General features: G+C 70.2%; 23 protein-coding genes. 7 read left to right on the top strand and 16 right to left on the bottom strand.

Annotated features, from left to right (window positions below; genetic code table 11):
* Positions 1–77: 77 nt before the first annotated feature.
* Positions 78–1121, top strand: coding sequence for a LacI family DNA-binding transcriptional regulator (locus ACFVTX_RS02380; protein WP_386897700.1), 1044 nt, complete (start codon positions 78–80; stop codon positions 1119–1121).
* On the opposite strand, the gene ACFVTX_RS02385 is transcribed toward ACFVTX_RS02380, so the two are convergent.
* A complete protein-coding gene (locus ACFVTX_RS02385; protein ID WP_386897702.1) occupies positions 1098–1997 on the bottom strand; it encodes an ROK family protein in 900 nt (299 codons plus the stop codon). The genes ACFVTX_RS02380 and ACFVTX_RS02385 overlap by 24 nt on opposite strands.
* A 298-nt stretch (positions 1998–2295) precedes the next feature.
* On the opposite strand from ACFVTX_RS02385, the gene dapD reads away from it, so the two are divergent.
* Positions 2296–3249 (top strand): 2,3,4,5-tetrahydropyridine-2,6-dicarboxylate N-succinyltransferase, encoded by a 954-nt coding sequence (gene dapD, locus ACFVTX_RS02390; RefSeq protein ID WP_386897703.1) that lies wholly within the window; start codon positions 2296–2298, stop codon positions 3247–3249.
* Between the two features lie 156 nt (positions 3250–3405).
* Positions 3406–5961 carry a penicillin acylase family protein gene (locus ACFVTX_RS02395; RefSeq protein ID WP_386897705.1) on the top strand — a complete coding sequence of 852 codons (2556 nt, stop codon included), beginning with the start codon at positions 3406–3408 and terminating at the stop codon, positions 5959–5961.
* Between the two features lie 81 nt (positions 5962–6042).
* Here the strand turns inward: ACFVTX_RS02395 and ACFVTX_RS02400 are convergent, their stop codons facing one another.
* The 5 genes from ACFVTX_RS02400 to ACFVTX_RS02420 form a co-directional block, all read right to left on the bottom strand.
* The gene (locus tag ACFVTX_RS02400) at positions 6043–7353 is read right to left on the bottom strand and encodes a citrate synthase (RefSeq protein WP_386897706.1); all 1311 of its coding nucleotides are present in this window, start codon (positions 7351–7353) and stop codon (positions 6043–6045) included.
* A 180-nt stretch (positions 7354–7533) separates the two neighbouring features.
* Positions 7534–8649, bottom strand: coding sequence for a succinyldiaminopimelate transaminase (gene dapC, locus ACFVTX_RS02405; RefSeq protein WP_386897708.1), 1116 nt, complete (start codon positions 8647–8649; stop codon positions 7534–7536).
* A 2-nt stretch (positions 8650–8651) separates the two neighbouring features.
* Positions 8652–8993, bottom strand: coding sequence for a ferredoxin (gene fdxA, locus ACFVTX_RS02410; RefSeq protein ID WP_386897710.1), 342 nt, complete (start codon positions 8991–8993; stop codon positions 8652–8654).
* A gap of 72 nt (positions 8994–9065) precedes the next feature.
* Entirely contained in the window at positions 9066–9518 is a 453-nt protein-coding gene (locus ACFVTX_RS02415) for a hypothetical protein (RefSeq protein WP_386897712.1), read from the bottom strand.
* Complete coding sequence (locus ACFVTX_RS02420) at positions 9515–9967, bottom strand: hypothetical protein (RefSeq protein ID WP_386897714.1); 453 nt, start codon at positions 9965–9967, stop codon at positions 9515–9517. The genes ACFVTX_RS02415 and ACFVTX_RS02420 overlap by 4 nt, the downstream gene beginning before the upstream one ends.
* 86 nt (positions 9968–10053) lie before the next feature.
* On the opposite strand from ACFVTX_RS02420, the gene ACFVTX_RS02425 reads away from it, so the two are divergent.
* Complete coding sequence (locus ACFVTX_RS02425) at positions 10054–10869, top strand: enoyl-CoA hydratase/isomerase family protein (protein ID WP_386897716.1); 816 nt, start codon at positions 10054–10056, stop codon at positions 10867–10869.
* A gap of 92 nt (positions 10870–10961) precedes the next feature.
* Here the strand turns inward: ACFVTX_RS02425 and ACFVTX_RS02430 are convergent, their stop codons facing one another.
* From ACFVTX_RS02430 to ACFVTX_RS02455, 6 genes are all read right to left on the bottom strand, one after another.
* A complete protein-coding gene (locus ACFVTX_RS02430; RefSeq protein ID WP_386897718.1) occupies positions 10962–11759 on the bottom strand; it encodes a M23 family metallopeptidase in 798 nt (265 codons plus the stop codon).
* A 205-nt stretch (positions 11760–11964) separates the two neighbouring features.
* Complete coding sequence (gene typA, locus ACFVTX_RS02435) at positions 11965–13869, bottom strand: translational GTPase TypA (protein WP_386897720.1); 1905 nt, start codon at positions 13867–13869, stop codon at positions 11965–11967.
* 278 nt (positions 13870–14147) lie between these two features.
* Positions 14148–15866: a dipeptide ABC transporter ATP-binding protein gene (locus tag ACFVTX_RS02440; protein ID WP_386897722.1), complete on the bottom strand. Its 1719-nt coding sequence runs from the start codon at positions 15864–15866 to the stop codon at positions 14148–14150.
* Entirely contained in the window at positions 15863–16822 is a 960-nt protein-coding gene (locus tag ACFVTX_RS02445) for an ABC transporter permease (RefSeq protein WP_386897724.1), read from the bottom strand. Before ACFVTX_RS02445 ends, ACFVTX_RS02440 begins: the two co-directional genes overlap by 4 nt.
* Positions 16815–17741 (bottom strand): ABC transporter permease, encoded by a 927-nt coding sequence (locus ACFVTX_RS02450; RefSeq protein ID WP_386897726.1) that lies wholly within the window; start codon positions 17739–17741, stop codon positions 16815–16817. The genes ACFVTX_RS02445 and ACFVTX_RS02450 overlap by 8 nt, the downstream gene beginning before the upstream one ends.
* Positions 17742–17880: 139 nt before the next feature.
* Complete coding sequence (locus tag ACFVTX_RS02455; protein ID WP_386897727.1) at positions 17881–19500, bottom strand: ABC transporter substrate-binding protein; 1620 nt, start codon at positions 19498–19500, stop codon at positions 17881–17883.
* 208 nt (positions 19501–19708) lie between these two features.
* Here ACFVTX_RS02455 and ACFVTX_RS02460 point away from each other — a divergent pair, with 208 nt between their 5' ends.
* Entirely contained in the window at positions 19709–20473 is a 765-nt protein-coding gene (locus ACFVTX_RS02460; RefSeq protein ID WP_386897729.1) for a CPBP family intramembrane glutamic endopeptidase, read from the top strand.
* On the opposite strand, the gene ACFVTX_RS02465 is transcribed toward ACFVTX_RS02460, so the two are convergent.
* Positions 20412–20885: a hypothetical protein gene (locus ACFVTX_RS02465; RefSeq protein WP_386897730.1), complete on the bottom strand. Its 474-nt coding sequence runs from the start codon at positions 20883–20885 to the stop codon at positions 20412–20414. The two genes, ACFVTX_RS02460 and ACFVTX_RS02465, sit on opposite strands and share 62 nt — an antisense overlap.
* Positions 20886–21056: 171 nt before the next feature.
* Here ACFVTX_RS02465 and ACFVTX_RS02470 point away from each other — a divergent pair, with 171 nt between their 5' ends.
* On the top strand, positions 21057–21269 hold the full coding sequence (locus tag ACFVTX_RS02470; protein WP_386897732.1) for a hypothetical protein: 213 nt from the start codon (positions 21057–21059) through the stop codon (positions 21267–21269).
* A gap of 12 nt (positions 21270–21281) precedes the next feature.
* On the opposite strand, the gene ACFVTX_RS02475 is transcribed toward ACFVTX_RS02470, so the two are convergent.
* From ACFVTX_RS02475 to ACFVTX_RS02485, 3 genes are all read right to left on the bottom strand, one after another.
* Positions 21282–21791, bottom strand: a complete 510-nt coding sequence (locus ACFVTX_RS02475) for a hypothetical protein (RefSeq protein WP_386897734.1) — start codon at positions 21789–21791, stop codon at positions 21282–21284.
* A gap of 110 nt (positions 21792–21901) precedes the next feature.
* On the bottom strand, positions 21902–22600 hold the full coding sequence (locus tag ACFVTX_RS02480) for an anti-sigma factor family protein (RefSeq protein ID WP_386897736.1): 699 nt from the start codon (positions 22598–22600) through the stop codon (positions 21902–21904).
* Positions 22597–23103 (bottom strand): sigma-70 family RNA polymerase sigma factor, encoded by a 507-nt coding sequence (locus ACFVTX_RS02485; protein ID WP_386897738.1) that lies wholly within the window; start codon positions 23101–23103, stop codon positions 22597–22599. Before ACFVTX_RS02485 ends, ACFVTX_RS02480 begins: the two co-directional genes overlap by 4 nt.
* A 101-nt stretch (positions 23104–23204) precedes the next feature.
* Between ACFVTX_RS02485 and ACFVTX_RS02490 the strand changes: the two genes are divergently transcribed.
* Positions 23205–23720: a DUF2231 domain-containing protein gene (locus ACFVTX_RS02490; protein WP_386897740.1), complete on the top strand. Its 516-nt coding sequence runs from the start codon at positions 23205–23207 to the stop codon at positions 23718–23720.
* Positions 23721–23732: the final 12 nt, after the last annotated feature.

Here is a 23732-nt window from a genome sequence, read left to right on the forward strand (position 1 = left end):
CCGCTCGCGGGGCGCCGACCGGGTGACGGCCGCACCCGATATCGTGTCGTAGCTCCCACGCACGTCGAGGAGGATCAATGCAGGACGCATACGAGAACGCACCGCGGGTGACGCTCGCCCAGGTCGCCGAGCGCGCGGGGGTGAGCCTGAAGACGGCGTCACGGGCGCTCGGAGGCGAGCAGTACGTGAGCGATGAGACCCTCGCGAACGTCCTCGCCGCGGCGACCGCCCTCGGCTACCGACGGAATGCCGCGGCGAGCCTGCTGGCGAGCGGACATCTCGCCGAGTCGATCGGCCTCATCGGCGGCGACTTCACCAACCCCTTCTACTCGGCACTCGCGCAGAGCGTGGAAGACGAAATCCGCGACCAGGGCATGCACCTCTCGGTCGCGACCTCGTGGGAGTCCGCCGAGCGCGAGCGACGCATCGTCGACGACCTCGCGAGCCGTCAGACCAAGGCGCTCGTCGTCGTCTCGGCCATGTCGGAGCACGCAGAGTACGCGCGGGTGCAGGCACGCGGAGTCCCGGTGGTCTTCGTCGACCGCCCGGCGATCGGTCTCGAGGCGGATTCGGTCGTCTTCGACAACCGGATGGGCGGTCGCCTCGCCGCCCAGCACCTCCTCGACAACGGCCACACGCGGATCGCCTTCGTCGGCGACTACGTGTGGCTGCCCACCTACCGGGAGCGGCTCGAAGGCATGGCCGCCGTGCTCGACGGCGCCGCACCCTCATGGCGGGAACTCCTGCGGGTCGATGCGCACGATGTCGCGTCGTCCCGTGAACTGACCCGCGAACTGCTCTCGCTCGCCGAACCGCCGACGGCGATCGTCGCCGGCAACAACCGGATCCTCCTCGGCGTCCTCGACGAGCTGTCCGGGCGAAGCCAGGGGGACATCCCGGCCGTCATCGGTATCGACGAACCCGAATGGGCGCGCGTCATGGGCATCAGCACCGTCGCCGGCGATGTCGAGGCGGTCGGGCGTCACGCGGCACGACTGGCGCTCGCGCGGCTCTCCGACCGCGCACGCCCCGTCGAGCACGTCGTCCTCCCGATGCGCCTCGTTCCGCGACGATCGACTGCGAAGGGGGGCTCGGAGTCAGACCCCCTGGGCGCCGAGTAGTGCCGCATCGGCGGCGTACGCAGCACCGATCATCGGTGCCTCGTGAGACAGTTCCGCCCGGATGATGGGAAACCGCGGCCGCCCGAGCCCATCGGCGAGCGGCGGTTCGAGGAGGTCCCAGGAGCGCGCGATCGTTCCACCGATGACGAGCGCGTCCGCGTCGAAGCGGGCGAGCGGGCCGGCGAGCGCTCGCCCGAGGAACGAGAACGCGTCCTCGAGCACCTCGCTCGCAACAGAGTCGCCGCTGCGGGCGAGCTCGGCGATCTCCTTGACGTCGGGCACGGCCGCCGCGCGGTCCGTGCGCTGCGAATAGGCGGCCCGGATCGCCCGGCGAGACATCCGAGCCTCGATGCGCTGCCCCTCGAACTCGAGCAGATGCACCTCGCCACCCGGCGCGGCGCCGTCGGTGCGTTCGCCCGCGACCACCCACCCCGAGCCGACACCGGTGCCGAGCGTGATGCAGCAGAACCTCGACAGTCCGCGCGCCGCGCCGGCCGCGTACTCGCCGAGCGCGAACGCGTCCGCGTCGTTGACGAACGTGAACGAGCCCTGGTCGGCGTCGAGGGCCTCGGCGAGTCGCGCACGCAGGTCGACTCCGTGCAGCGCGTCGAACTTCCCGACACCGGTGTACTCGGCGATGCCCGCCTCAAAGTCGAACGGCCCGGGCACGGCGACGGCCCAGCGCCCCCCGTGCTCGGACCCGAGGGTGCGCGCGGCCTCCGCGATCCCCTCGACGATGTCCTCGGCGGATCCGCCCGAATTCAGCGGTCGGGACAGGTAGGTGCCGTCGACGATCGAGCGGGCGGTGGCGTCGATGAGGGCGACGGCGACGTGGGTCCCGCCGAGTTCGATGGTCGCTACCCGGTTGCCGGTCACGATGCTCCTTCTGTCGGGGCCCGTCGACGGTTCGATGGACTCACTGGTCTCAGCGTGCTCGAACCGGTCGGCGGGGCGACCGGTTCGGGCTCGAGGGCCCGGGGGTGCGGACGCCCGGTCCCTTCAACGATCAGGTCGCATGCATGCCGGAATCCCCGTAGGACAACGCTGTCATACGTGGAAAGTAGCAGACGCGACGAGGAGAGTCCAACCCGAAGGAGCCGAGCCCCGAACGCCGAGGTGCGCGCGCGGTCGACCGACCGCGTCACACCCGGCCGCCGCTCGGTACCCTTGGAGCATGCCCGCGAACGACACCGCCATCGCCCCTGCCCGTCTCGCCTCCGCGGCGGGTCTCACGACGATCGCCGGCGACGGCACGGTGCTCGACGCCTGGTTCCCGAAGCCGGTGCTCGGCGAGTCCGCCGAGCCGCTCGCCGCCGAGCACGCCGACCTCGCGGGCGACGACGCGCGCCGCAACGTGCGCGTCGAAGCGATCGAGCTCACGATCGACCTCGACGCCGCGCCCGCGGGCACCGCCGACGCCTACCTGCGCCTGCACGTGCTCTCGCACCTGCTCGCCGCTCCCAACACCGTGAACCTCGACGGTGTCTTCGGGCACCTGCCCGCCGTCGTGTGGACGAACGCCGGCCCCGTGCACCCCGCCGACTTCGACCGGCTGCGCCCGGCGCTGCAGCGCGCCGGCATCCATGCGACCGGGCTCGACAAGTTCCCGCGCCTGCTCGACTACGTCACGCCCGAGCGGGTGCGCATCGCGGATGCCTCGCGCGTGCGCCTCGGCGCGCACCTCGCGCCGGGCACCACGGTGATGCACGAGGGCTTCGTCAATTTCAACGCCGGCACGCTCGGCACCTCGATGGTCGAGGGCCGCATCTCGCAGGGCGTCGTCGTCGGCGACGGCAGCGACATCGGAGGCGGCGCCTCCATCATGGGCACCCTCTCGGGCGGCGGCACGCAGCGCGTCGAGATCGGCGAGCGGGCCCTCCTCGGGGCGAACTCGGGCATCGGCATCTCGATCGGCGACGACTCGGTCGTCGAGGCCGGTCTCTACGTCACCGCGGGCACGAAGGTCGTGCTGCTCGGCGGGCCCGACGGTCGTCCGCGGGCGGTCAAGGCCGTCGAGCTGTCGGGAGTGCCGAACCTGCTGTTCCGGCGCAACTCGCTGAACGGCCAGGTCGAGGCGCTGAGCCGCACGGGCGAGGGCGTCACGCTGAACGCCGCGCTGCACGCGTAGGCGGGGCGCACGCGTAACAGGCCGCACGCGTAACGGTTCGGATGCAGCTCGGCACTTCTCGTCGAGATCCCGCGATCGGCGACGCCGTGCTCGGCTAGTGTGGTGCAACCGAGGCCGCAGCGTGGCGGCCTCCCCTGCACCTCACGAAGGAGTGACGTGGGTACCGACGCCCCCAGGACCCGCCGCCATCGCGGTCTGAAGTTCCTCATCGGCCTGCTGATCACCGTGCTGGTGCTCGGCGTCGCCGGAGCGGGGTTCGGCTGGTGGACGGTGCAGCGCTCCTTCCCGACGACGAGCGGCCGGATCGACGTCCCCGGCCTCACCGCGAACGTCACCGTGTACCGCGACGACGCCGGGGTGCCGCAGCTCGTCGCCGAGACGAGCGACGACCTCTTCTTCGCGCAGGGCTACGTGCACGCGCAGGACCGCTTCTGGGAGATGGACTTCCGCCGCCACGTGACGGCTGGCCGCCTGTCCGAGATGTTCGGTGAATCGCAGATCGCCACCGACACCTTCATCCGCACGCTCGACTGGCGAGGCATCGCCGAGCAGGAGTACGCGCAGCTCGACGAGGCGTCGCGCGCCTACTACGAGGCGTACGCCGCCGGGGTGAACGCCTACCTCGGTGAGCGCAGCGGCGCCGACCTCTCGCTCGAGTACGCGGTCCTGGGCCTGCAGAACGGCGCCTACTCCCCCGAACCGTGGACCCCGGTCGACTCGATCGCGTGGCTCAAGGCGATGGCGTGGGACCTCCGTTCGAACCTCGGCGACGAGATCGACCGCGCCCTGCTCGCCTCGGCGCTCCCCTCGGAGGAGGTCGCGCGCCTCCACCCCGACTTCGCGTGGGGCGAGATGCCGACGATCATGGGCGGCCCCCTCGCCGCCCCGGCGGCTGCGGCGGTCGCGCCCGCGTCGGCCCAGGCGACGACCGAGACGGATGCCGCGGCGCCCGAGCACCTCGCAGCGCTGGCCTCGCTCGCGGAGACGATCGACGGCATCCCCGAGCTGCTCGGCCCCGAGGGCGGCGACCTCGGTTCGAACTCGTGGGTCGTCTCGGGTGCGCTGACCGAGAGCGGCAAGCCGCTCCTCGCGAACGACCCGCACCTGGGCCCGGCGATGCCGTCGATCTGGGCGCAGATGAGCCTCAAGTGCGCCGAGGTGAACGACGCCTGTCCGTTCGACGTGACCGGGTACTCCTTCTCGGGCCTGCCGGGCATCGTGATCGGCCACAACGACCGTATCGCGTGGGGCTTCACGAACCTCGGGCCCGACGTCGCCGACCTCTACCTCGAGCGCGTCGAGGGCGACAGCTACGAACTCGACGGCCAGATGATGCCGCTCATCCTCCGCGAAGAGGTCATCGAGGTCGCGGGCGGCTCCCCGGTGACGATCACCGTGCGATCGACCGGGCGCGGTCCGATCGTCACGGGCATCGGTTCCGACTTCGGTGCCGTCGCGGGGTCGTACCCGGCCGCGTCGGGTGCGCCGGAGGGCGAGTACCAGGTCTCGCTGCAGTGGACGGCGCTCACCCCCGGCACGACGGCGCAGGCCATCTTCGCCCTGGATCGCGCCCGCGACTGGGAGGGGTTCCGCCACGCGGCATCCCTCTTCGACGTGCCTTCGCAGAACCTCGTCTACGCCGACGACGCCGGCAACATCGGGTATCAGGCCCCCGGCAAGATCCCGGTGCGGAAGACCGGCGACGGCACCGTGCCGCTGCCCGGCTGGACGAGCGCGACCGGCTGGTCGGGCATGCTGCCGTTCGACCGGCTGCCGAGCGTGCAGAACCCGCCGGCCGGCTACATCGTGACGGCGAACAACCCGGCGCCCGCCGGCCCCGACGGCCCGCTGCTCACGAAGGACTGGGACTACGGCTACCGCGCCGCCGGGATCGATCGGCTCATCCGCGAGCGGCTCGACGCCGGTGAGAAGCTCACCGCCGACGACCTCCTCGAGATGCAGCTCGACACGAGCGACCTGAACGCGCAGCAGTTCCTGCCGGTCGTCGCCGAACTCGCCGCCGGCCTCGACGGCGACGCGGCGCGCGGTGCGGCGCTCCTCGACGGGTGGAACACCAAGGCCGACGCCGACAGCGCCGAAGCCGCCTACTTCGCCGTGTTCTGGCGCACCCTGCTCGACGACCTCTTCGGCGAGCTCCCCGAGGAGACCCGTCCTCAGGGCGGCGACCGCTGGTTCGACGTCGTGGGCACGCTGCTCGGCGAGCCCGACAACGCGTGGTGGGGCGAGGGCGGCCGCGACGCCGCGATCACCGGGGCGCTCGCCGAGGCGTGGGGCGAGGCATCCGGCCTCATGGGCGACGACGCGACCTCGTGGGAGTGGGGCGAACTGCACACCCTCACCCTCACCAACCAGAGCTTCGGCGAGTCGGGCATCGGCGCCATCGAGTGGCTCTTCAACCGCGGGCCGTACGAGCTCGGCGGCGGCTCGGCCGTCGTCAACGCGATCGGCTGGGACGCGAACGCCGGGTACGGCGTCGACTGGGTGCCGTCGATGCGCATGGTGATCGACCTCGACGATCTCGACGGGTCGCGCTGGATCAACCTGACCGGCGCCTCCGGCCACGCCTTCAACCCGCACTACGACGACCAGGCGCCGCTCTGGCAGCGGGGCGAGACGCGGGCGTGGCCGTTCACCCTCGGCGCCGTCACCGCGGCCGCGAAGGACACGCTCGTACTGCGGGCAGTGGGCTGAGCGGCGGCGCGCGGCCTACGCGAACGGCCCCGATTCCCTGTGGAGGGAATCGGGGCCGTTCGTCGTCGGGCTCGGACCGGGTCAGACGCCCGGGTAGTGCCGCTCGGGCTCGCCCGTGTACAGCTGCTGCGGGCGACCGATCTTCGTCTGCGGGTCGAGGTTCATCTCGCGCCAGTGGGCGATCCAGCCGGGCAGACGGCCGATCGCGAAGAGCACGGTGAACATGCGCGTCGGGAAGCCCATCGCCTTGTAGATGACGCCGGTGTAGAAGTCGACGTTCGGGTACAGGCGACGCTCCTTGAAGTAGTCGTCCTCCAGGGCGAACTGCTCGAGCTCCTTCGCGATGTCGAGCAGCGGGTCGTTGACCCCGAGGCTCTCGAGCACGGCGTCGGCCGACTGCTTCACGATCTTCGCGCGCGGGTCGTAGTTCTTGTAGACGCGGTGCCCGAAGCCCATGAGCTTCACGCCGTCTTCCTTGTTCTTCACGCGCTCGACGAAGCGGCCGACGCCCTCGCCCGAGTCCTGGATGCGGGCGAGCATCTGCAGCACGGCCTCGTTGGCACCGCCGTGCAGCGGGCCCGAGAGCGCCTGGATGCCGGCGGAGATCGAGGAGTAGAGGTTCGCACCGGTCGAACCGACGAGGCGCACGGTCGAGGTCGACGCGTTCTGCTCGTGGTCCTCGTGGAGGATGAGGAGGCGGTCGAGCGCCTTCGCGAGCGTCGGGTCGATGTGGTACGGCTCGGCCATGTTGCCGAAGTTCAACCGCAGGAAGTTCGGCACGAAGTCGAGCGAGTTGTCGGGGTAGAGGAACGCCTGGCCGACGCTCTTCTTGTGCGCGTACGCCGCGATGACGGGGAGCTTCGCGAGGAGGCGCAGCGTCGTCAGCTCGACGTGGTCGGGGTCGTGCGGGTCGGACGAGTCCTCGTAGTACGTCGACAGTGCCGCGACCGCGCTCGAGAGCACCGACATCGGGTGCGCCGTGTGCGGCAGCGCCGAGAAGAAGCGCTTGAGATCCTCGTGGAGGAGCGTGTGGCGGCGCACCTTCTCGTCGAACTCGCCGAGCTGGTCGGCGGTCGGCAGCTCGCCGTAGATGAGGAGCCACGCGACCTCGAGGAACGTCGAGTGCTCGGCGAGCTCTTCGATCGGGTAGCCGCGGTAGCGGAGGATGCCCTGCGCGCCGTCGATGTACGTGATCGCCGACCGAGTCGATGCGGTGTTGACGAATCCGTAGTCGAGGCCGGTGAGGCCCGTCTGCCTGGTCAGCGTCGAGAGGTCGAGGCTCGAAGCACCCTCGACGGCTCGCTGGACCGGGAACTCGGCGGTGCCGCCGGGGAAGCTGAGGGTTGCGGTCTCGGGGTTCTGCCCCACCGCGGGGTTCACGACGTCGCTCACGGCGCCTCCTGTGATCGTCACTTGCGCGGTCACCTGCTTTCAGGGCCGTCGGCGTTAGGGTCGGCTGCGGCCCGTCCTACAGCCTAGACGTGCTGAAGGCACACTGTCGCATCCGCCAAGAGAACCTTGTATTCATTGGTTGGTCGTCACAGCGACCGGATGCCTCGTGGTGACCGGAGGCTACGAGCCCGCGCCCGCTCGCAGCCGCTCGGCCGCGGCGGCGATGCGCTCGTCGCTCGCGGTGAGCGAGAGCCGGATGTGCTCGGGGTGATGCACCCCGTAGAAGTGCCCCGGCCCGCCGATGATGCCGAGCTCGGCGAGCCGGCCGATCGACTCCCAGGCGTCGCGGCCCTCGGTCGCCCAGAGGTAGAGCCCCGCCTCGCTGCGGTCGATGCGGAACCCCGCCGACTCGAGCGCGGGCAGGAGCACGTCGCGGCGTGCCCGGTAGCGCTCCTTCTGCTCGGCGACGTGGGCGTCGTCGCGGAGGGCGGCGATCATCGCCTGCTGCAGCGGCTGGGCGAGCATGAGCCCCGCGTGCTTGCGCACGTTCGTGAGCCGGCCGACGACGGTGCGGCATCCGGCGATGAACGCCGTGCGGTACCCGGCCATGTTCGACTGCTTCGAGAGCGAGTACGCGACGATCGTGTTGCGCCGGCTGTCGCCGACGACCCGGGGGTCGAGCAGGCTCGGCACCGGGGCATCCGCCCATTCGCCCTGCCAGCCGAGCTCGGCATAGCACTCGTCGCCGACGATGACCGCGTCGAGCTCGAGCGCGCGTTCGCGCGCCGCCCGCAGCTCGTCGATCGTGAGCACCCGCCCGTCGGGGTTGCCGGGGCTGTTGAGCCACACGAGCTTCGTCTCGGCGGGCCACTCGGCCGGGTCGTCGCTCGCCATGGCGGTCGCGCCGACGAGCACCGCACCCATCTCGTAGCTCGGGTAGGCCGCCTTCGGGTGCACGACGACGTCGCCCGCGCCGAGACCGAGCAGGAACGGCAGCAGGGCCACGAGCTCCTTCGAGCCGACCGTCGGGAGGACGTGCTCGCGGGTGAGGCCAGGCACGCCGCGGCGCCGGGCGAACCAGGCGATGATCTCGTCGCGCAGCACGTCGGTGCCGACCGTCTGCGGGTAGGCGTGGGCGTCGCTCGCCGCGGCCAGCGCCTCGCGCACGATCGCAGGCGTCTCATCGACCGGCGAACCGATCGACAGGTCGACGGCACCGCCCGGGTGCGCGGCCGCGCGCTCGCGGTACGGGACCATCAGGTCCCACGGGTAGTCGGGCAGCTCGCGCCCCGCCACGGTCAGTGCCCCTGCGGCGGGAGGGCGGCGACGATGGGGTGGTCCATCGCGATGACGCCGACCTTCGCGGCGCCACCGGGCGAACCCACGGCGTCGACGGTCGCGGTCGAGATCTCGAAGAACTCGACGTTGGCCTTGTAGTAGTCGGCCCACTCGTCGGGCAGGTCGTCCTCGTAGTAGATCGCCTCGACGGGGCACACCGGCTCGCATGCACCGCAGTCGACGCACTCGTCGGGGTGGATGTAGAGCGAACGCTCACCCTCGTAGATGCAGTCGACCGGGCATTCGTCGATGCAGGCGCGGTCTTTCACATCGACGCACGGGAGGGCGATGACATAGGTCACGGTGGTTCGTGCTCCTTCGGAGTGGCGGGGGTTTCAGTCTATGCGCCCGGGCGCGGTCTGCGCCTGCGCGCGTTACGCGTCGGCGCGTGCTTCGGCGGGCGGTTCGGCAGTCGCTGCGGCGCGCGCGCGTGCGTGCGACGGCAGTTCGGGCCACGCGACGATGAGGACCGCGATGAGCGCGGGCGCCACCGCCCAGACGGTGCCGGCGAGATCGCCCGCCACGAGCACCGAGCCGCCCGGACCGGGCAGCGTGAGCACGGCGACGATGATGACGAGGCCCGCGGCCGCGGCGGCGGTAACCGCGCGCCCGTGGGTCAGCAGGCGGATGCCGAGGAGGAGCGCGGCGACGCCGACGAGCGCCGCGACGAGCCCCCACGGGATCGCGACCTCGCCGATGCGCAGCACGTGCCGATGCCCGACGGTCGCCACCGCGCCGAAGACGACGCCGACGAGCGCCGCGAGCAGCAGCGCGCCGATGCGCCCGGCGAGACTCGTCTCGCCGGCCTCCGAGTAGGCGCCGCTCATGGCGTCGCGGTGGTGACCGTGTACGAGACCGTCTCGCCGTCGGCGGCGACGAGCACGAGGTAGGTGCCGTTCGAGTACACGAGCGCCTCGGCGCCGCTGCCCGAGAGTTCGGTGTTCTTGGTGAAGCCGGCGCTCTCGAGCTTCGCGACGGCGTCGGCGATCGGATCGGCGGCGCTCGCCGTGATCATGACCATCCAGCCGTCGGCGCCGCCGGTGCCGGCGCTGAGCGCGACCTCGCCGTCGACGAGCGGGATTTCGGCGGGGAAGTCGGAAGGCAGTTCGCCGTCGAGGCTGACCTCGCCGCCGGTGGCGTCTTCGATCGCGCCTTCGACGCCCTGGTTGACGAGGTCCTCGATGGGGTTCGCGCAGCCGGCGAACAGCGCGGTCGAGAGCGCGGCGATCGCGAGCGCGGCGGCAGCCCGGCGTGCGGTGGCATGGGTCGGAGACATGGCAGCGAGTCTACCGGGGCGCACCACGCGCCGGGCGGGTGCCGTAGCGTGGAGCCGACACCGCCCGACGGAGAGGATCGACGACGATGACCGATGCCACGAGCCCCGCGACGACCGAGCAGCCCGAGGTGCGCGTCGAGCGCGACGGGCCGTTCGCGATCGTCACGATCGACCGCCCGGCAGCCCTCAACGCCCTCTCCCCCGCCGTGCTCGCCGCCCTCGCCCAGGTCTTCGCCGACCTCGCCGACGAGGGCCCCGCCGTGCGCGGCGTGCTGCTGACCGGCGCCGGCGGGCGCGCGTTCGTCGCGGGCGCCGACCTGCGCGCCCTCGCCGACCTCAGCCCCGAGGAGGGCGAGGCGGAGGCCGAGGCCGGGCATCGCGTCGCCGCCATGATCGAGGCGCTCCCGGCGCCGGTGATCGCCTGCGTCGACGGCTTCGCGCTCGGCGGCGGCCTCGAGCTCGCGCTCGCCTGCGACCTGATCTACGCGACGGAGGCCTCGAGCTTCGGTCAGCCCGAGGTGAAGCTCGGCCTCATCCCCGGCTTCGGCGGCACGGTGCGGCTGCCCCGTGCGGTCGGCCTCGCCCGCGCGAAGGAGCTCATCTACACCGGGCGGCGCATCGGCATCGACGAGGCCGTCGCATCGGGCCTCGTCGCACGCCGCTTCGCAGATCGCGACGCCCTCTTCGCGGGTGCACGCGAGACGCTCGAACTCGTCGCGCAGAACGCGGCGCCCGCGGTCGGGCTCGCGAAGCGTGTGCTCGTGGATGCCACGGGGCAGCCCACCGCGACGGCGACCCTGCTCGAGATCGACGGCTTCGGCGATGCGTTCCGCACCGATGACATGCGCGAAGGGGTCGCGGCGTTCCTCGAGAAGCGGGAGCCGCGCTTCACGGGCGTGTAGCCCGGCGCATCGCACGGCAACGGACGAACGCCCGCCGCGATCCTCGCAGGATCACGACGGGCGTTCGTCGTCCGTGCCGATTCGGTGCCGACTCAGCCGATCCGGGCCGAGAGCCAGGCGAACCCGTCGAAGCGCACTCCGTCGGTGCCGAACATCTCGAGGTGCAGGTGCGGGCCGGTCGACTGACCGGTGGTGCCGACGAGTCCGAGCTGCTGCCCGGCGGTCACGCGCTGCCCCTCCGAGACGGCGATGGAGCCGTACTGCATGTGCGCGTACGAGCTCGTGACGACCTCGCCGCCGACGTTGTGCTGCACCTCGACGTTCACGCCGAGTCCGCCGCCGCTCTCGGTGGCGAGCACGACGACGCCGTCGGCGATCGACATCACCGGGGTGCCGTTGCCGGGGTTGAAGTCGATCCCGTCGTGGTTCGTCGAGCAGCCCGCGCACGGTGCGCTGCGGGGGCCGAAGCCCGAGCTGCGCTTCTCGGGGTTCTGCACCGGCCAGACGATGGCGCCGGTCTCGACGAGCGAGACGGCGCCGACGCTGGCGACCTGCGAGACGATGGGCGGCGGGGCCACGTGCACGTCGTAGGCCTCGGCGGCGAGCGTCGACTCGACGGCGTCGGGGCCGACCTCGACGGTCTGCGGCGTGAAGCTGATCGTGTCCTCGACGGGTGCGTACACGGAGGCCCGGTTCTCGACGTCGGTCGCGGTCACCGCGAGGGCGGGAACGCTCGTCGCGACGAGCATGCCGCCGGTGAAGGCCATCGCGATCACGGAGAACGCCTGACGGGGCTGGAAGCGGGGGCGGCTGCGCTCAGGGCGGGTCGCCGTCGTTCGGGCGGGCTTGCTGGTGGCCGCGCGGCGGCCGCGTGTGGGGGAATTAGTCATGAAGCGTTACGTATGTGGGGGTCGGGTTTCGTGGCAGAAACGGAAAACGTCTCGATGTCGAGACGATCTCAGGTAACGTACGCAGCGATTCTGGGAGAAACCTCCGATGCACATGCATGAATGCCCAGTGCACCGCCGAGACGCGAAACGCGGATGCCACGGGGGCGACCCCGTGGCATCCGCGTTCAGTGAGCCGAGCTGTCGATCAGCCCTGCTTCTTCAGACGCGAGGTGATGCGCGCACGCGCCGTCGCATCGAGCTCGACCTTGCGGATGCGCACCGCGGTCGGGGTGACCTCGACGCACTCGTCCTCGCGGGCGAACTCGAGGCACTCCTCCAGCGAGAGCTGGCGCGACGGGGTCATCGACTCGAAGGTGTCGGCCGTCGACGAACGCATGTTCGTGAGCTTCTTCTCCTTCGTGATGTTGACGTCCATGTCGTCGGCGCGCGAGTTCTCGCCGATGACCATGCCCTCGTAGACCTCTTCGGTCGGGTTCACGAAGAAGGTCATGCGCTCCTGCAGGGCGATGATCGCGAACGGCGTGACGACGCCCGAACGGTCGGCGACGATCGAACCGTTGTTGCGGGTCGTGATCGAGCCCGCCCACGCGTCGTAGCCGTGCGAGATCGCGTTCGCGATGCCGGTGCCGCGGGTCGTGGTCATGAACTCGGTGCGGAAGCCGATGAGGCCGCGGCTCGGGACGATGAACTCCATGCGGACCCAGCCGGTGCCGTGGTTCGACATGTTGTCCATGCGGCCCTTGCGGGCGGCGAGCAGCTGCGTGATCGCGCCGAGGTACTCCTCGGGGGCGTCGATCGTGAGGTGCTCGAACGGCTCGTGCGTCTTGCCGTCGACCTGCTTCGTGACCACCTGCGGCTTGCCGACGGTGAGCTCGTAGCCCTCGCGGCGCATCTGCTCGACGAGGATCGCGAGCGCGAGCTCGCCACGACCCTGCACCTCCCATGCGTCGGGGCGGCCGATGTCGACGATCTTCAGCGACACGTTGCCGACGAGCTCGCGGTCGAGGCGGTCCTTCACCATGCGGGCGGTGAGCTTGTGGCCCTTCACCTTGCCGACGAGCGGCGAGGTGTTCGTGCCGATCGTCATCGAGATGGCGGGCTCGTCGACCGCGATGACCGGAAGCGGACGGACGTCCTCGGGGTCGGCGAGGGTGTCGCCGATCATGATGTCTTCGAAGCCGGCGACGACCGCGATGTCACCGGGGCCGGCGCTCTCGGCCGGGTAGCGGTCGAGCGCCTTCGTGAGGAAGAGCTCGGTCACGCGCACGTTCTGCACCGAACCGTCGTGCTTGACCCACGCGACGGTCTGGCCCTTCTTGATGGTGCCCTGGAAGACGCGGAGGAGCGCCAGGCGACCGAGGAACGGCGAGGCGTCGAGGTTCGTGACGTGCGCCTGCAGGGGGTGCTCGTCGTCGTACGTCGGAGCCGGGATGTGCTTGAGGATCGCCTCGAAGAGCGGCTCGAGGTCGCCGTTGTCGGGCAGCTCGCCGTTCTCGGGCTTGTTGTGGCTCGCAGCGCCGTTGCGGCCCGAGGCGTACACGACGGGCACGTCGAGGATCGCGTCGAGGTCGAGGTCGGGCACGTCGTCCGCCAGGTCGGAGGCGAGACCGAGCAGGAGGTCCTGGCTCTCGGCCACGACCTCGTCGATGCGCGCATCGGGACGGTCGGTCTTGTTCACGAGCAGGATGACCGGCATGCGGGCCTCGAGCGCCTTGCGCAGCACGAAGCGGGTCTGCGGCAGCGGGCCCTCGCTCGAGTCGACGAGGAGCACGACGCCGTCGACCATCGAGAGACCGCGCTCGACCTCGCCGCCGAAGTCGGCGTGGCCCGGGGTGTCGATCACGTTGATCGTGATGGGCTCGCCGTTGGCGTGCAGGCCGTTGTACGTGATCGCCGTGTTCTTGGCGAGGATCGTGATGCCCTTCTCGCGCTCGAGCTCGTTCGAGTCCATCGCGCGCTCCTCGACGTGCGCGTGCGCGTCGAAGGAGTTGGTCTGGTTGAGCATCGCGTCGACGAGCGTCGTCTTGCCGTGGTCGACGTGCGCGACGATCGCGACGTTGCGCAGGGAGTTGCGGGTGGCGTTCGCCATGGATGGGTTCCTCGCGGTGAGGCATCCGGTCTGATCGACCACCCGGAAACGGGCTCGGCCGGGCGCCGCGGATGCGCTGGATGGGAGTCTGTGGGAGCGCGGACGACCGTGGATCGACGGTTCGCGCCCACCAATCGTACCGTGCCCGGCCGTGCGTCTGCCGAACGGGCCCCATCGGAGCGCCGAACGCGCCGTCGCGGAACACCCGATGCGCCGCCGTGGGAACGCCGAACGCCCGGCATCCGAGGGCGGATGCCGGGCGTTCGGGACTGCGGAGGCTACGCGCCGAGCTTGATGTTCGCGCCCGGGATGGCCGCGAGCAGGTCTCGGGTGTACTGCTCCTTCGGGTGGTCGAACACCTCGTCGGTGGTCGCCGCCTCGACGATGCGCCCCTTCTGCATCACGCAGACGTTGTCGGCGATGACGCGCACGACCGCGAGGTCGTGGGTGATGAAGAGGTACGTCAGGTTGAGCTCGGCCTGCAGCTCGGCGAGCAGACGCAGGATCTGCGCCTGCACGAGCACGTCGAGCGCCGAGACCGCCTCATCGAGGATGACGATCTCGGGCTTCAACGCGAGCGCACGCGCGATGGCGATGCGCTGACGCTGACCGCCCGAGAGCTCGTTCGGGTAGCGGCTCACCAGGGTGCGCGGCAGCGACACCTGGTCGAGCAGCTCGAACACGCGGTCGCGACGCGACTTGGCCGTGCCGATCTTGTGCGTCGTGAGCGGCTCGGCGATCGTGTTGCCGATGTTGCGGAGCGGGTTCAGCGAACCGTACGGGTCCTGGAAGACCGGCTGCATGCGGCTGCGGAGCGAGAACAGCTCCTTGCCCTTCACGCTCGCGAGGTCGTGGCCGCCGACGACGATCTTGCCGCTCGTCGCGTCCTCCAGCTTCAGCAGCATCTTCGCGACGGTCGACTTGCCCGAGCCCGACTCGCCGACGAGCGCCGTGGTGGTGCCCTTCGCGATCTGGAACGAGACGTCGTCGACCGCGGTGAAGTCGCCGGATCCGCGGATCTTGAACACCTTGGTCAGGTTCTCGACCACGATCGCCGGCGGCTGCGACGCAGCGGCCTCGAGCGCCTCGGCACGGGCCTCGGCGGTCGCGAGCAGGTCGATCGCCTCGCCCGCAGCCGACGACGCGTCGGCCGCGATCGACGACTCGGCCGCTGCGATGCTGCCGGTCGCCTGGATGCGACGCGAGGCGAGGCTCGGCGCCGCAGCCACGAGGCGCTGCGTGTACGGGTGCTGCGGGTTCTGCAGGATCTGGGCCGAGGGGCCCGACTCGACGACCTGGCCCTTGTACATGACGAGGAGCTGCTCGGCGCGCTCGGCCGCGAGGCCGAGGTCGTGCGTGATGAACAGCAGCGTCGTGCCGAGTTCGCGGGTGAGCGACTCGAGGTGGTCGAGGATGACCCGCTGCACCGTGACGTCGAGCGCCGACGTGGGCTCGTCGGCGATCAGGAGCTGCGGGTTCGCCGCGAGGCCCATGCCGATGAGCACGCGCTGACGCATACCGCCCGAGAACTGGTGCGGGAACTGCTTCAGGCGGCGGTCGGCGTCCTGCAGACCGGCCTCCTTCAGCACCTGGATCGCGCGCTGCTTGACCTCTTTGCGGCCCTTCGCGATGCCGTTCGCACGGATCGCCTCCTCGACCTGGAAGCCGATCGACCACACGGGGTTGAGGTTCGACATCGGGTCCTGGGGGACGAAGCCGATCTTGCGACCGCGGATCTGTTCCATCTCGCGCTGCGAGGACTTCGCGAGGTCCTGGCCGTCGAGCAGCACCTGGCCGCCGGAGATGTGACCGGTGCCGGGCAGCAGGTTGATGATCGCGTGAGCGGTCGTCGACTTGCCCGAGCCCGACTCGCCCACGATGGCGAGGCTGGAGCCGCGCTCGAGGGTGAAGCTCACCCCGCGGACCGCCTGCACGAGGCCGGTCTGGGTGCGGAATGCGACCTCGAGGTCTTTGACTTGGAGCAGGGGGGTGCTCATCGCTGTGCCCTCGCCTTCGGGTCGAGTGCGTCTCGCACGACTTCACCGAGCATGATGAACGAGAACACGGTCAGGGAAAGCGCGATCGACGGGTAGATCAGCACCTGCGGAGCGGTGCGGAGCGTCGTCTGCGCCTGGGCGATGTCGTTGCCCCACGACATGAACTGCGAGGGCAGGCCGACGCCGAGGAACGAGAGCGTCGCCTCGGCGACGATCGCACCGGCGAGCGAGATCGTCGCGATCACGATGACCGGGGCGATCGCGTTCGGCACGACGTGCGCCCACAGGATCTTGAAGCGCGAGACGCCGATCGCCGTGGCGGCGGTGACGAAGTCGGCGTTCTTGACCCTGAGGATCTCGGATCTCAGCACTCGGGCTGTGGCCGGCCACGCGAAGATACCGATCGCGAGGGAGATGACCCACACGTTGCGGTAGTCCGCGAGCACCGACATGATCACGACGGCCGCGAGGATGTAGGGGATCGAGAAGAAGATGTCGCCGAGGCGCGAGAGCACGCTGTCGACGGCACCGCCGTAGTAGCCCGCGAACGCGCCGAAGAGCACGCCGAGGGTGAACACCAGGATCGTCACGATGATGCCGACCGAGAGCGAGGTGCCCGCGCCGTACACGATGCGCGCGAACACGTCGCAGCCCTGGCGGGTGAACCCGAGCGGGTGGCCCGGCTGGGGGCCGCCGTTGCTGTTGGCGAGCTGGCAGTCGGAGTTCGGCGGCTCGTTCGTGAACAGGCCGGGGAACAGCGCGACGAACACGATGATGAGGATCATCGCGGACGAGATCCAGAACATCGGGCGACGACGCAGGTCGTGCCAGGCGTCGATCCACAGGTTCGACGGCTTGCCGTCGGTCTTGACGCTGTCGATCGCTGCGAGCGGCGTCTCCTCCAGCGGAGCGACGTAGTGCTCGATGCGGGGCTTCGATGAAGACGTGTCAGGCATAGCGGATCCTCGGGTCGAGCACGGCGTAGAGAAGGTCGATGAGGAGGTTCACGACGAGGTACATCAGCACCATGATCGTGACGAAGGACACGACCGTCGGCCCCTCGCCCTTGAGCACCGCCTGGTACAGCGTGCGACCGACGCCGGGCACGTTGAAGATGCCCTCGGTCACGGTCGCGCCGACGAGCAGCGTGCCGAAGTCGGTGCCGAGGTAGGTGACGACCGGGATCAGCGAGTTGCGCAGGATGTGCACGGGAACCACGCGCCGTCGCGTGAGGCCCTTGCTGTAGGCCGTGCGCACGAAGTCGAGGCCGCTGGTCTCGATGACCGAGGCTCGAGTCAGTCGCACGATCTGCGCGAAGCTGATCGTCGCCAGCACGATGGCGGGCAGGACGAGGTCTTCGAGCGGAGCACCCGCGCCGACCGTCGGGCTGAACCAGCCCCACTGGATGGCCATGAAGTACTGCGCGACGAAGCCGATGACGAAGACCGGCAGCGAGATGAGCACGAGGCTCACCGCGAGACCGGTCGCATCGAAGATGCCGCCCTTGCGCAGGCCGCTGATGAGACCCACGGTGATGCCGGCGACCATCTCGAAGAAGATCGCGAGCACGGCGAGTCGGAGCGTGACGGGGAACGTACGGGCGAGGACTTCACTGACCGGCTGGCCCGAGTACGTGACGCCGAAGTCGCCCTGGAAGATCCCGGCGAGGTAGTAGAAGTACTGCACGATGAACGGGTCGTTCAGGTGGTACTGCTCGCGGATCTGGTCGATCACGCCGGGGGCGGGCGGGCGGTCGCCGTAGAGCGCCGCAATCGGGTCGCCCGGCATGGCGAACACCATGAAGTAGATGAGGAAGGTGGCTCCGAGGAGCACGGGGATGATTTGGAGAAGACGCTTTCCGGTGTACCAGAGCATCAGCGCTCCTCAGGGTTTAGTGCTGAGAGCATTTTGGGCCGCAATCACAAAAGTCGAACAAACAGATATCAGCATGATGTCCGGGGCGTTGCCGCCCCGGACATCATGCTAGACGGGATTATAGGCGAGTGTTACGCCATCAGCCCTTGGTGATCTGGTGGTACAGCGGCACCGAGTCCCAGCCGAACACCACGTTGTCGACCGTGTCGGCCGAAACGCCGGTCACGTTCGAGTACCACAGCGGGATCGCGGGGAGGTCCTTCAGGAGGACTTCCTGCGCCTGCTGGAACTTGGCGGTCGCGTCCTCGACGGAGGGAGCGACAGCACCCTCCTTGAGGAGGTTGTCGAACTCTTCGCTCGAGTAGTCCTCGTAGTTCGAGCCGGCACCGGTCTGGTACAGCGGAGCGAGGAAGTTGTACATCGAGGGGTAGTCGCCCTGCCAGCCGGCGCGCGTGCCACCGGTCAGCTTGTCGTTCTTGCGGTCGTCGAGGGCCGCAGCGAACGTCGGGTAGGGCTTGCCCACGGCCTGGATGCCGAGGGTGTTGGCGATCGAGTTCACGACTGCGTCGACCCAGGCCTGGTGGCCGCCGTCGGCGTTGTACGCGAGGTCGAAGACGGTGTCGCCGTACGGGGCGATCGCGTCGGCCTCGGCCCAGAGCTTCTTGGCCTCGTCGGGGTTGTACGCGAGGACCTCAGCGCCCTCGAGCTTGTCGGTCCAGCCCGCGATGACCGGCGAGGTGTAGTCGGTCGCCGGGGTGCGGGTGCCCTGGAAGATCACGTCGGTGATCTCGTCGCGGTTGATCGCCATCGAGATGGCGGCGCGACGGAGCTTGCCCTCTTCGCCGCTCCAGTGCTCGAGGTAGTACGGCATGTTGAAGCCCTGGAAGATGGCAGCCGGCTGGTTGACCGCACGGTCGCCGAACTCGTCCTCGTAGGTCTCGAACGCCGAGTCGGGCACGGCGTCGAGCACGTCGAGGTTGCCGGCCTGAACGTCGGCGTAGGCGGTGTCCTGCGAGGCGTAGAAGACGATCGTCAGACCGCCGTTCTGGGCCTTGCGAACGCCGTCGTACTCGGGGTTGACCACGAGGTCGATCTTCTCTTCGTGGGTCCACGCGTCTTCGCTGGCGAACATGTACGGGCCGTTGCCGATCGGGTTCTGACCGAAGGCTTCCATGTCCTCGAACGCGGACTCGGGCAGCGGCGAGTACGCCGAGTAGCCGAGGCGCAGCGGCCAGTCGGCCTCGGGCGCGACCAGGTCGACCGTGAAGGTCAGGTCGTCGACGACCTTGAGGCCCGTGAGCTCCGAGTCAGCCTCGTAGCTGAAGCCCTCGATGTTGTCGAAGAAGTAGGACGAGCTCTGCGCGTTGCTGAAGAGCGCACCGTAGTTCCAGGCGTCGACGAACGAGTTCGCGGTGACGTCGGTGCCGTCGGAGAACTTCTGGCCCTCCTTGAGGGTGACGGTCCAGTGCTGCGAGTCGTCGGACTCGATCGACTCGGCGACGTCGTTCTCGATCTCACCCTCGGCCGTGTAGGACACGAGGCCGGCGAACATCGAGGTCACGATCTTGCCGCCACCGGTCTCGGTGGTGTTGGTCGGGACCAGCGGGTTCTGGGGCTCGGAGCCGTTCGTCGTGATGATCGCGGTCGCGTCACCGGCGGACTCGGTCGACTCGGTGCCGCCGCTCGTGCAGCCGGTCAGCACCAATGCGCCGGATGCAGCAAGAGCAATGGCTGCAACGCCGATTCTCTTGATCTTCAATGTTCCTCCTGTGAGATGTGCGCGGGGGCAGATCGGATTGTGACCGCATCTGTGCGCTTCGTGGTGCCAGACTACGAATCGTTCCTGAAGATGCAAAGTCGAGACGGAAACCGTTACCGATGCGCAACCTAGCGAGCGCTCGTTCGACGCATTGCGTCGCGTTCGCGCACGATATTTGCGTTTGGGCTTCGCATGCGAGTATTGCTGCATGCCCGATGCACGACGACTGCGGATCGAAGTGGCGATCGTGCTCGGCCTCTCGCTCGGCGCGTCGGCGGTGTATTCGATCGTGTCGATCATCGCCCGGATCACGGACGAGCGCCCGCTGGCCGAGCAGTCGGCGGCGATCAACCAGTCGCGCGCGAGCCGCGAATGGCTCGACTTCACCTACCAGTTCCTCGACGTGTTCTTCGGGCTGTTCGTCGTGGCGCTCGCGCTGTACCTGCTCTGGACGCCCGGCGGAAACCCTTTCCGGCGAATCGGCCTCGACCTCACGAGACCGGGTCGCGACGTGGCATCCGGTCTCGCCCTCGTCGCCGCGATCGGTGTGCCGGGGCTCGCCCTCTACGCCATCGGTCGCGCCGCGGGCGTGACCGTCGCCGTCGTCCCGTCACCCCTCGACACGCACTGGTGGACGATCCCGATCCTCGTGCTCGCGGCCCTGAAGGCGGCGCTCGTCGAGGAGGTGATCGTCGTCGGCTACCTGTTCACGCGGTTGCGCGAACTCGGCGTCGGCCCGTGGGCGACCATCGTCTCGAGCGCGCTGCTCCGCGGCACCTATCACCTGTACCAGGGCTTCGGCCCCTTCGTCGGCAACGTCGCGATGGGCGTCGTGTTCGGCTGGTGCTACCGGCGCTGGGGTCGCACGATGCCGCTCGTCGTCGCGCACTGGGTGCTCGACATGGTGTCGTTCATCGGGTATCCGCTGGCGGTCGCGTGGTGGCCGGCGCTCTTCGCTCCCCCGGCGGGCTGAGCGGGGCGGCGTGCCACATGGCGCGGATGCCACGGGCGAGCCGCGTGCGGCGCGGGCGGAACCTCCGCGGGGCGAGGTGACGGACCCCCGGCGCGGGGCCGAGCGGCACCACCTCGACGACCTCGACGACCTCGACGGGTCGCGCGGGCGGTGCAGGCGGCGAGTCGGCCTCGTCGAGGTCGCCGCCGAGGTGCAGCATCGCCCGACGGCTCGGCGTGCACACCACGCCGAGGTAGCCGCTTCGGGCGAAGTCGACGACCTCCTGCGCATGGCGGATCGCCTGCGCGGACTCGGCGACGCTGCCGCGGCGGCGCAGTCGCTGCTCGAGACCGGCCGAGTCGGCCGTGGCGATGCTCACGACGATGAAGGTCGCGATGAACGCGACGCCTGCGATGACATCGATGCCCGGCATGCCGCACCTCCCCGTGCAGTCTCCCGGGCGCTTCCGGAGATTGCTTCCCGAGAGAATCTCAGTGTACTCCCGGGGATGCCCGGCGGGCAGGCCCTGATCCGCCGACCCGCGCCGGTCACGAGCATGGAACCACCCTCGATCCGAGGGCACCTCCCAGGACGGAACGGAACCATGCACCTCGCAGCCGCCTTCGCCGCAGGCCACCTCGCCGCCCGTGCGACCGACCGCCGCTTCCGCGCGACCGAGCACGAGATCCGCGAGGCACACGAACGCGTCGTCACCCGGCGCGAAGCACGCGTCCTCGCCGCCTCGCCCGCAGCCCCGGTGCGCGCGCCGCGCGACTACACGGAGCGCGGTCGCCATGCGGCACCGCGCCCCGCGTAGTCGCGAACGTCGTCAGCCGCCGATCTTCTCCCCGGCGGGGCTCAGCACCCACCAGACGCCGTTGACGCCCTGGCCGTTCGTGTCGCCTGCGGCGCTGTCGCCGGCGAAGGTGTAGAGCGGCCAGCCGTCGAGTGTCAGCTGGGTCTTGCCGTCGACGCCCGTGATGGTGCCGACCTCACCCGTCACGCCCTCGACCTCGGGAGTGTCGGAGTCCGTCGTCACGGCGGGCCAGTTCGCGGCGCACTGCCCCTCGCAGCTGCTCGCGTCGCCGCCCTGGGTGTCGGTGTCGAACATGTAGACGGTCATGCCCTCGCCGTCGACGACGATCTCGCCGAGCTCCGAGTCCGCCGTGGTGAGGAGCGCGCCCGACGACGCTGCCCCGGTGTCGGGCGCCTCGGTCTCGGTCGAGGTCCCCCCGCCGTACCCGGTGTCGCCCGAGTCGCCCGAACCCGACGCCGAGCAGCCCGTCAATGCGACGAGCAGCCCCAGTGCGGCCAGTCCTGTGGTGATGCGCAGCTTCATGCGAAGTCCTTCTCTCATCCGATCGGCCGCGATCGCGGCTCTGCAGAGAGCACGAGAGGGAGCCCCGGATCGTTCACCGTGCGGCCGAACCGATCCCGCCCGCGGGCGGTTCAGTCGACGGTGCTGCGCATGAGCACGTCGCCGCTGCCGATCGCACGGATCTCGAGCGACGCGATCTCGTCGAGGTCGAGCGCGGCACCCGCCGAGAGGCGGGCGGCGGCGCCGGGGCTCGCGCGCCAGCTCGAGACATCCGTGCGCTCGCCGTCGCGACCGACGACCACGAGCGCGTACGGCCAGCCGTCGGCGGGGGCGTCGGATGCCTCGGCGTCGGCGTACCGGCAGTCGAGCTCGATCTTCGTGCCCCACGCGACCTGGGTGAGCGTGGCGGTCGCGGTGAGCGGGACCTCGGCGACGGCCTCGAACGCCACCGACTCCCCCGGGCTCGGAGCCGTGCCGATGCCGAGCGGCACGGCGATCGCGGCGACGACGACCAGGGCCGCCGCAGCGGACGCGATCCACCAGGTGCGGGCCCGACGGCGCCGACGGCGGTCCTCCAGCCGGACCGCGTCGAGGAGGCGCTCGCGCGGGGCGCCGAGCGGTTCGGCGTCGCCGTCGTCGAGGAGCGCGAAGGCGCGCTCCGGCGCGAGCCGCGTGAGCAGGCCCGGCATGGGGGCGAGCTCGGCGACCGACCGTCGGCACCGCTCGCAGGCCTCCAGGTGATGTTCGTACTCGGCGCGCTCGGCCGGCGACAGCGCACCGAGCACGTAGGCCGAGTCCCAGTCCGCGAAGCGCGCGTGATCCGGGTTCATCGCGTCACCCCTCTCTCCTGCAGCGCGAGCCGCAACGCCCGAAGCCCGTAATGCAGTCGGGACTTCACCGTACCCTCCGGGATGCCGAGCCGACGGGCGACCTCGGCCACGCTGCATCCGCCGTAGTACGCGTGGACGATCACCGCCCGATGCTCCTCGCTCAACGTCACGAGCGCCTCCTCGACCAGCAGGCTCTCGAACAGGGCGTCCGTGGCGTCGTCGGCGAGCCGTTCGGGCGTCTCGGCGACCCCGATCTCGTGGCGCCGCCGGGCGCTGCGCGCCTCGTCGATCACGAGGTTACGCGCCACCGTGATCATCCAGGACCTCGCGGACGCCGGCTCCTGCGCCATGATCCGCGGGCTCCGCCAGGCACGCAGCAGGGTCTCCTGCACGATGTCGTCGGCGCCGGCGGCGTCGCCGGTGAGATGCACGACGTACCTCCAGACCGACGGTCCGTGCGCCTCGTAGAGCGCGTCGAGCCGACGGTCGTCATCGAGCGGCATCCGCCACCTCCTGTCCTCTGCAGAGAGAACGAGAAGGAGCGGGGAATGGTTCATCTCGCGTCGACGGTGAACCGTGCGGCGCCGCGCGTCGTGTTCTCGGCATGGATCCCTCGAAACTCGCACCGCTCGCGGCGGATGACCTCCTCCAGGTCGCGGGCTTGCCCCTGCACCCGCTCATCGTGCACGCGGTGGTCGTGCTCACCCCGCTCACGGTACTCGCACTGCTGCTCGGCGCGTTCTGGCCGCGGGCGAGGACCCGTCTCGGCATCGTGACCGCACTGGGCGCGGCCGTCGTGCTCGCGCTCGTCCCGATCACGGTGGCGGCGGGTCGCTCGCTCGCCGAGCGTCTCGGGCCGCTTCCCGCCGTCGCGCGGCATCAGCAGTTCGGCGAGATGCTCCTGCCGTGGGCGATCGCGCTCTTCGTCGTCGCCGCGGGCCAGTGGGCGTGGTTCCGGTTCGCCGACGAACGGATGCGGCGGAGCTCCCCTGGCATCGCCCGGGCGGTGCGGATCGGCCTCGCCGCGGCCGCCGTCGCCGTGGGGGCGGGCACGATGGTGCTGCTCGTGCTCATCGGCGACTCGGGAGCCCGCGCCGTGTGGGGCGGGCTCCCGAGCTGACCTGCGACGTGG

Source organism: Agromyces sp. NPDC058136 (genome assembly GCF_042884375.1).
Lineage (GTDB): Bacteria > Actinomycetota > Actinomycetes > Actinomycetales > Microbacteriaceae > Agromyces.

What these genes read in the sequence shown, in the direction of transcription:
- ACFVTX_RS02480 (WP_386897736.1), bottom strand. Translation starts at nt 22,600, where the DNA reads ATGAACCCGGATCACGCGCGCTTCGCGGACTGGGACTCGGCCTACGTG.
- ACFVTX_RS02465 (WP_386897730.1), bottom strand. Translation starts at nt 20,885, where the DNA reads ATGCCGGGCATCGATGTCATCGCAGGCGTCGCGTTCATCGCGACCTTC.
- typA (WP_386897720.1), bottom strand. Translation starts at nt 13,869, where the DNA reads ATGGCGAACGCCACCCGCAACTCCCTGCGCAACGTCGCGATCGTCGCG.
- ACFVTX_RS02420 (WP_386897714.1), bottom strand. Translation starts at nt 9,967, where the DNA reads ATGTCTCCGACCCATGCCACCGCACGCCGGGCTGCCGCCGCGCTCGCG.
- ACFVTX_RS02430 (WP_386897718.1), bottom strand. Translation starts at nt 11,759, where the DNA reads ATGACTAATTCCCCCACACGCGGCCGCCGCGCGGCCACCAGCAAGCCC.
- dapD (WP_386897703.1), top strand. Translation starts at nt 2,296, where the DNA reads ATGCCCGCGAACGACACCGCCATCGCCCCTGCCCGTCTCGCCTCCGCG.
- ACFVTX_RS02380 (WP_386897700.1), top strand. Translation starts at nt 78, where the DNA reads ATGCAGGACGCATACGAGAACGCACCGCGGGTGACGCTCGCCCAGGTC.
- ACFVTX_RS02425 (WP_386897716.1), top strand. Translation starts at nt 10,054, where the DNA reads ATGACCGATGCCACGAGCCCCGCGACGACCGAGCAGCCCGAGGTGCGC.
- ACFVTX_RS02450 (WP_386897726.1), bottom strand. Translation starts at nt 17,741, where the DNA reads ATGCTCTGGTACACCGGAAAGCGTCTTCTCCAAATCATCCCCGTGCTC.
- ACFVTX_RS02445 (WP_386897724.1), bottom strand. Translation starts at nt 16,822, where the DNA reads ATGCCTGACACGTCTTCATCGAAGCCCCGCATCGAGCACTACGTCGCT.
- ACFVTX_RS02475 (WP_386897734.1), bottom strand. Translation starts at nt 21,791, where the DNA reads ATGAAGCTGCGCATCACCACAGGACTGGCCGCACTGGGGCTGCTCGTC.
- ACFVTX_RS02490 (WP_386897740.1), top strand. Translation starts at nt 23,205, where the DNA reads ATGGATCCCTCGAAACTCGCACCGCTCGCGGCGGATGACCTCCTCCAG.
- ACFVTX_RS02415 (WP_386897712.1), bottom strand. Translation starts at nt 9,518, where the DNA reads ATGAGCGGCGCCTACTCGGAGGCCGGCGAGACGAGTCTCGCCGGGCGC.
- ACFVTX_RS02485 (WP_386897738.1), bottom strand. Translation starts at nt 23,103, where the DNA reads ATGCCGCTCGATGACGACCGTCGGCTCGACGCGCTCTACGAGGCGCAC.
- ACFVTX_RS02470 (WP_386897732.1), top strand. Translation starts at nt 21,057, where the DNA reads ATGCACCTCGCAGCCGCCTTCGCCGCAGGCCACCTCGCCGCCCGTGCG.
- ACFVTX_RS02440 (WP_386897722.1), bottom strand. Translation starts at nt 15,866, where the DNA reads ATGAGCACCCCCCTGCTCCAAGTCAAAGACCTCGAGGTCGCATTCCGC.
- ACFVTX_RS02460 (WP_386897729.1), top strand. Translation starts at nt 19,709, where the DNA reads ATGCCCGATGCACGACGACTGCGGATCGAAGTGGCGATCGTGCTCGGC.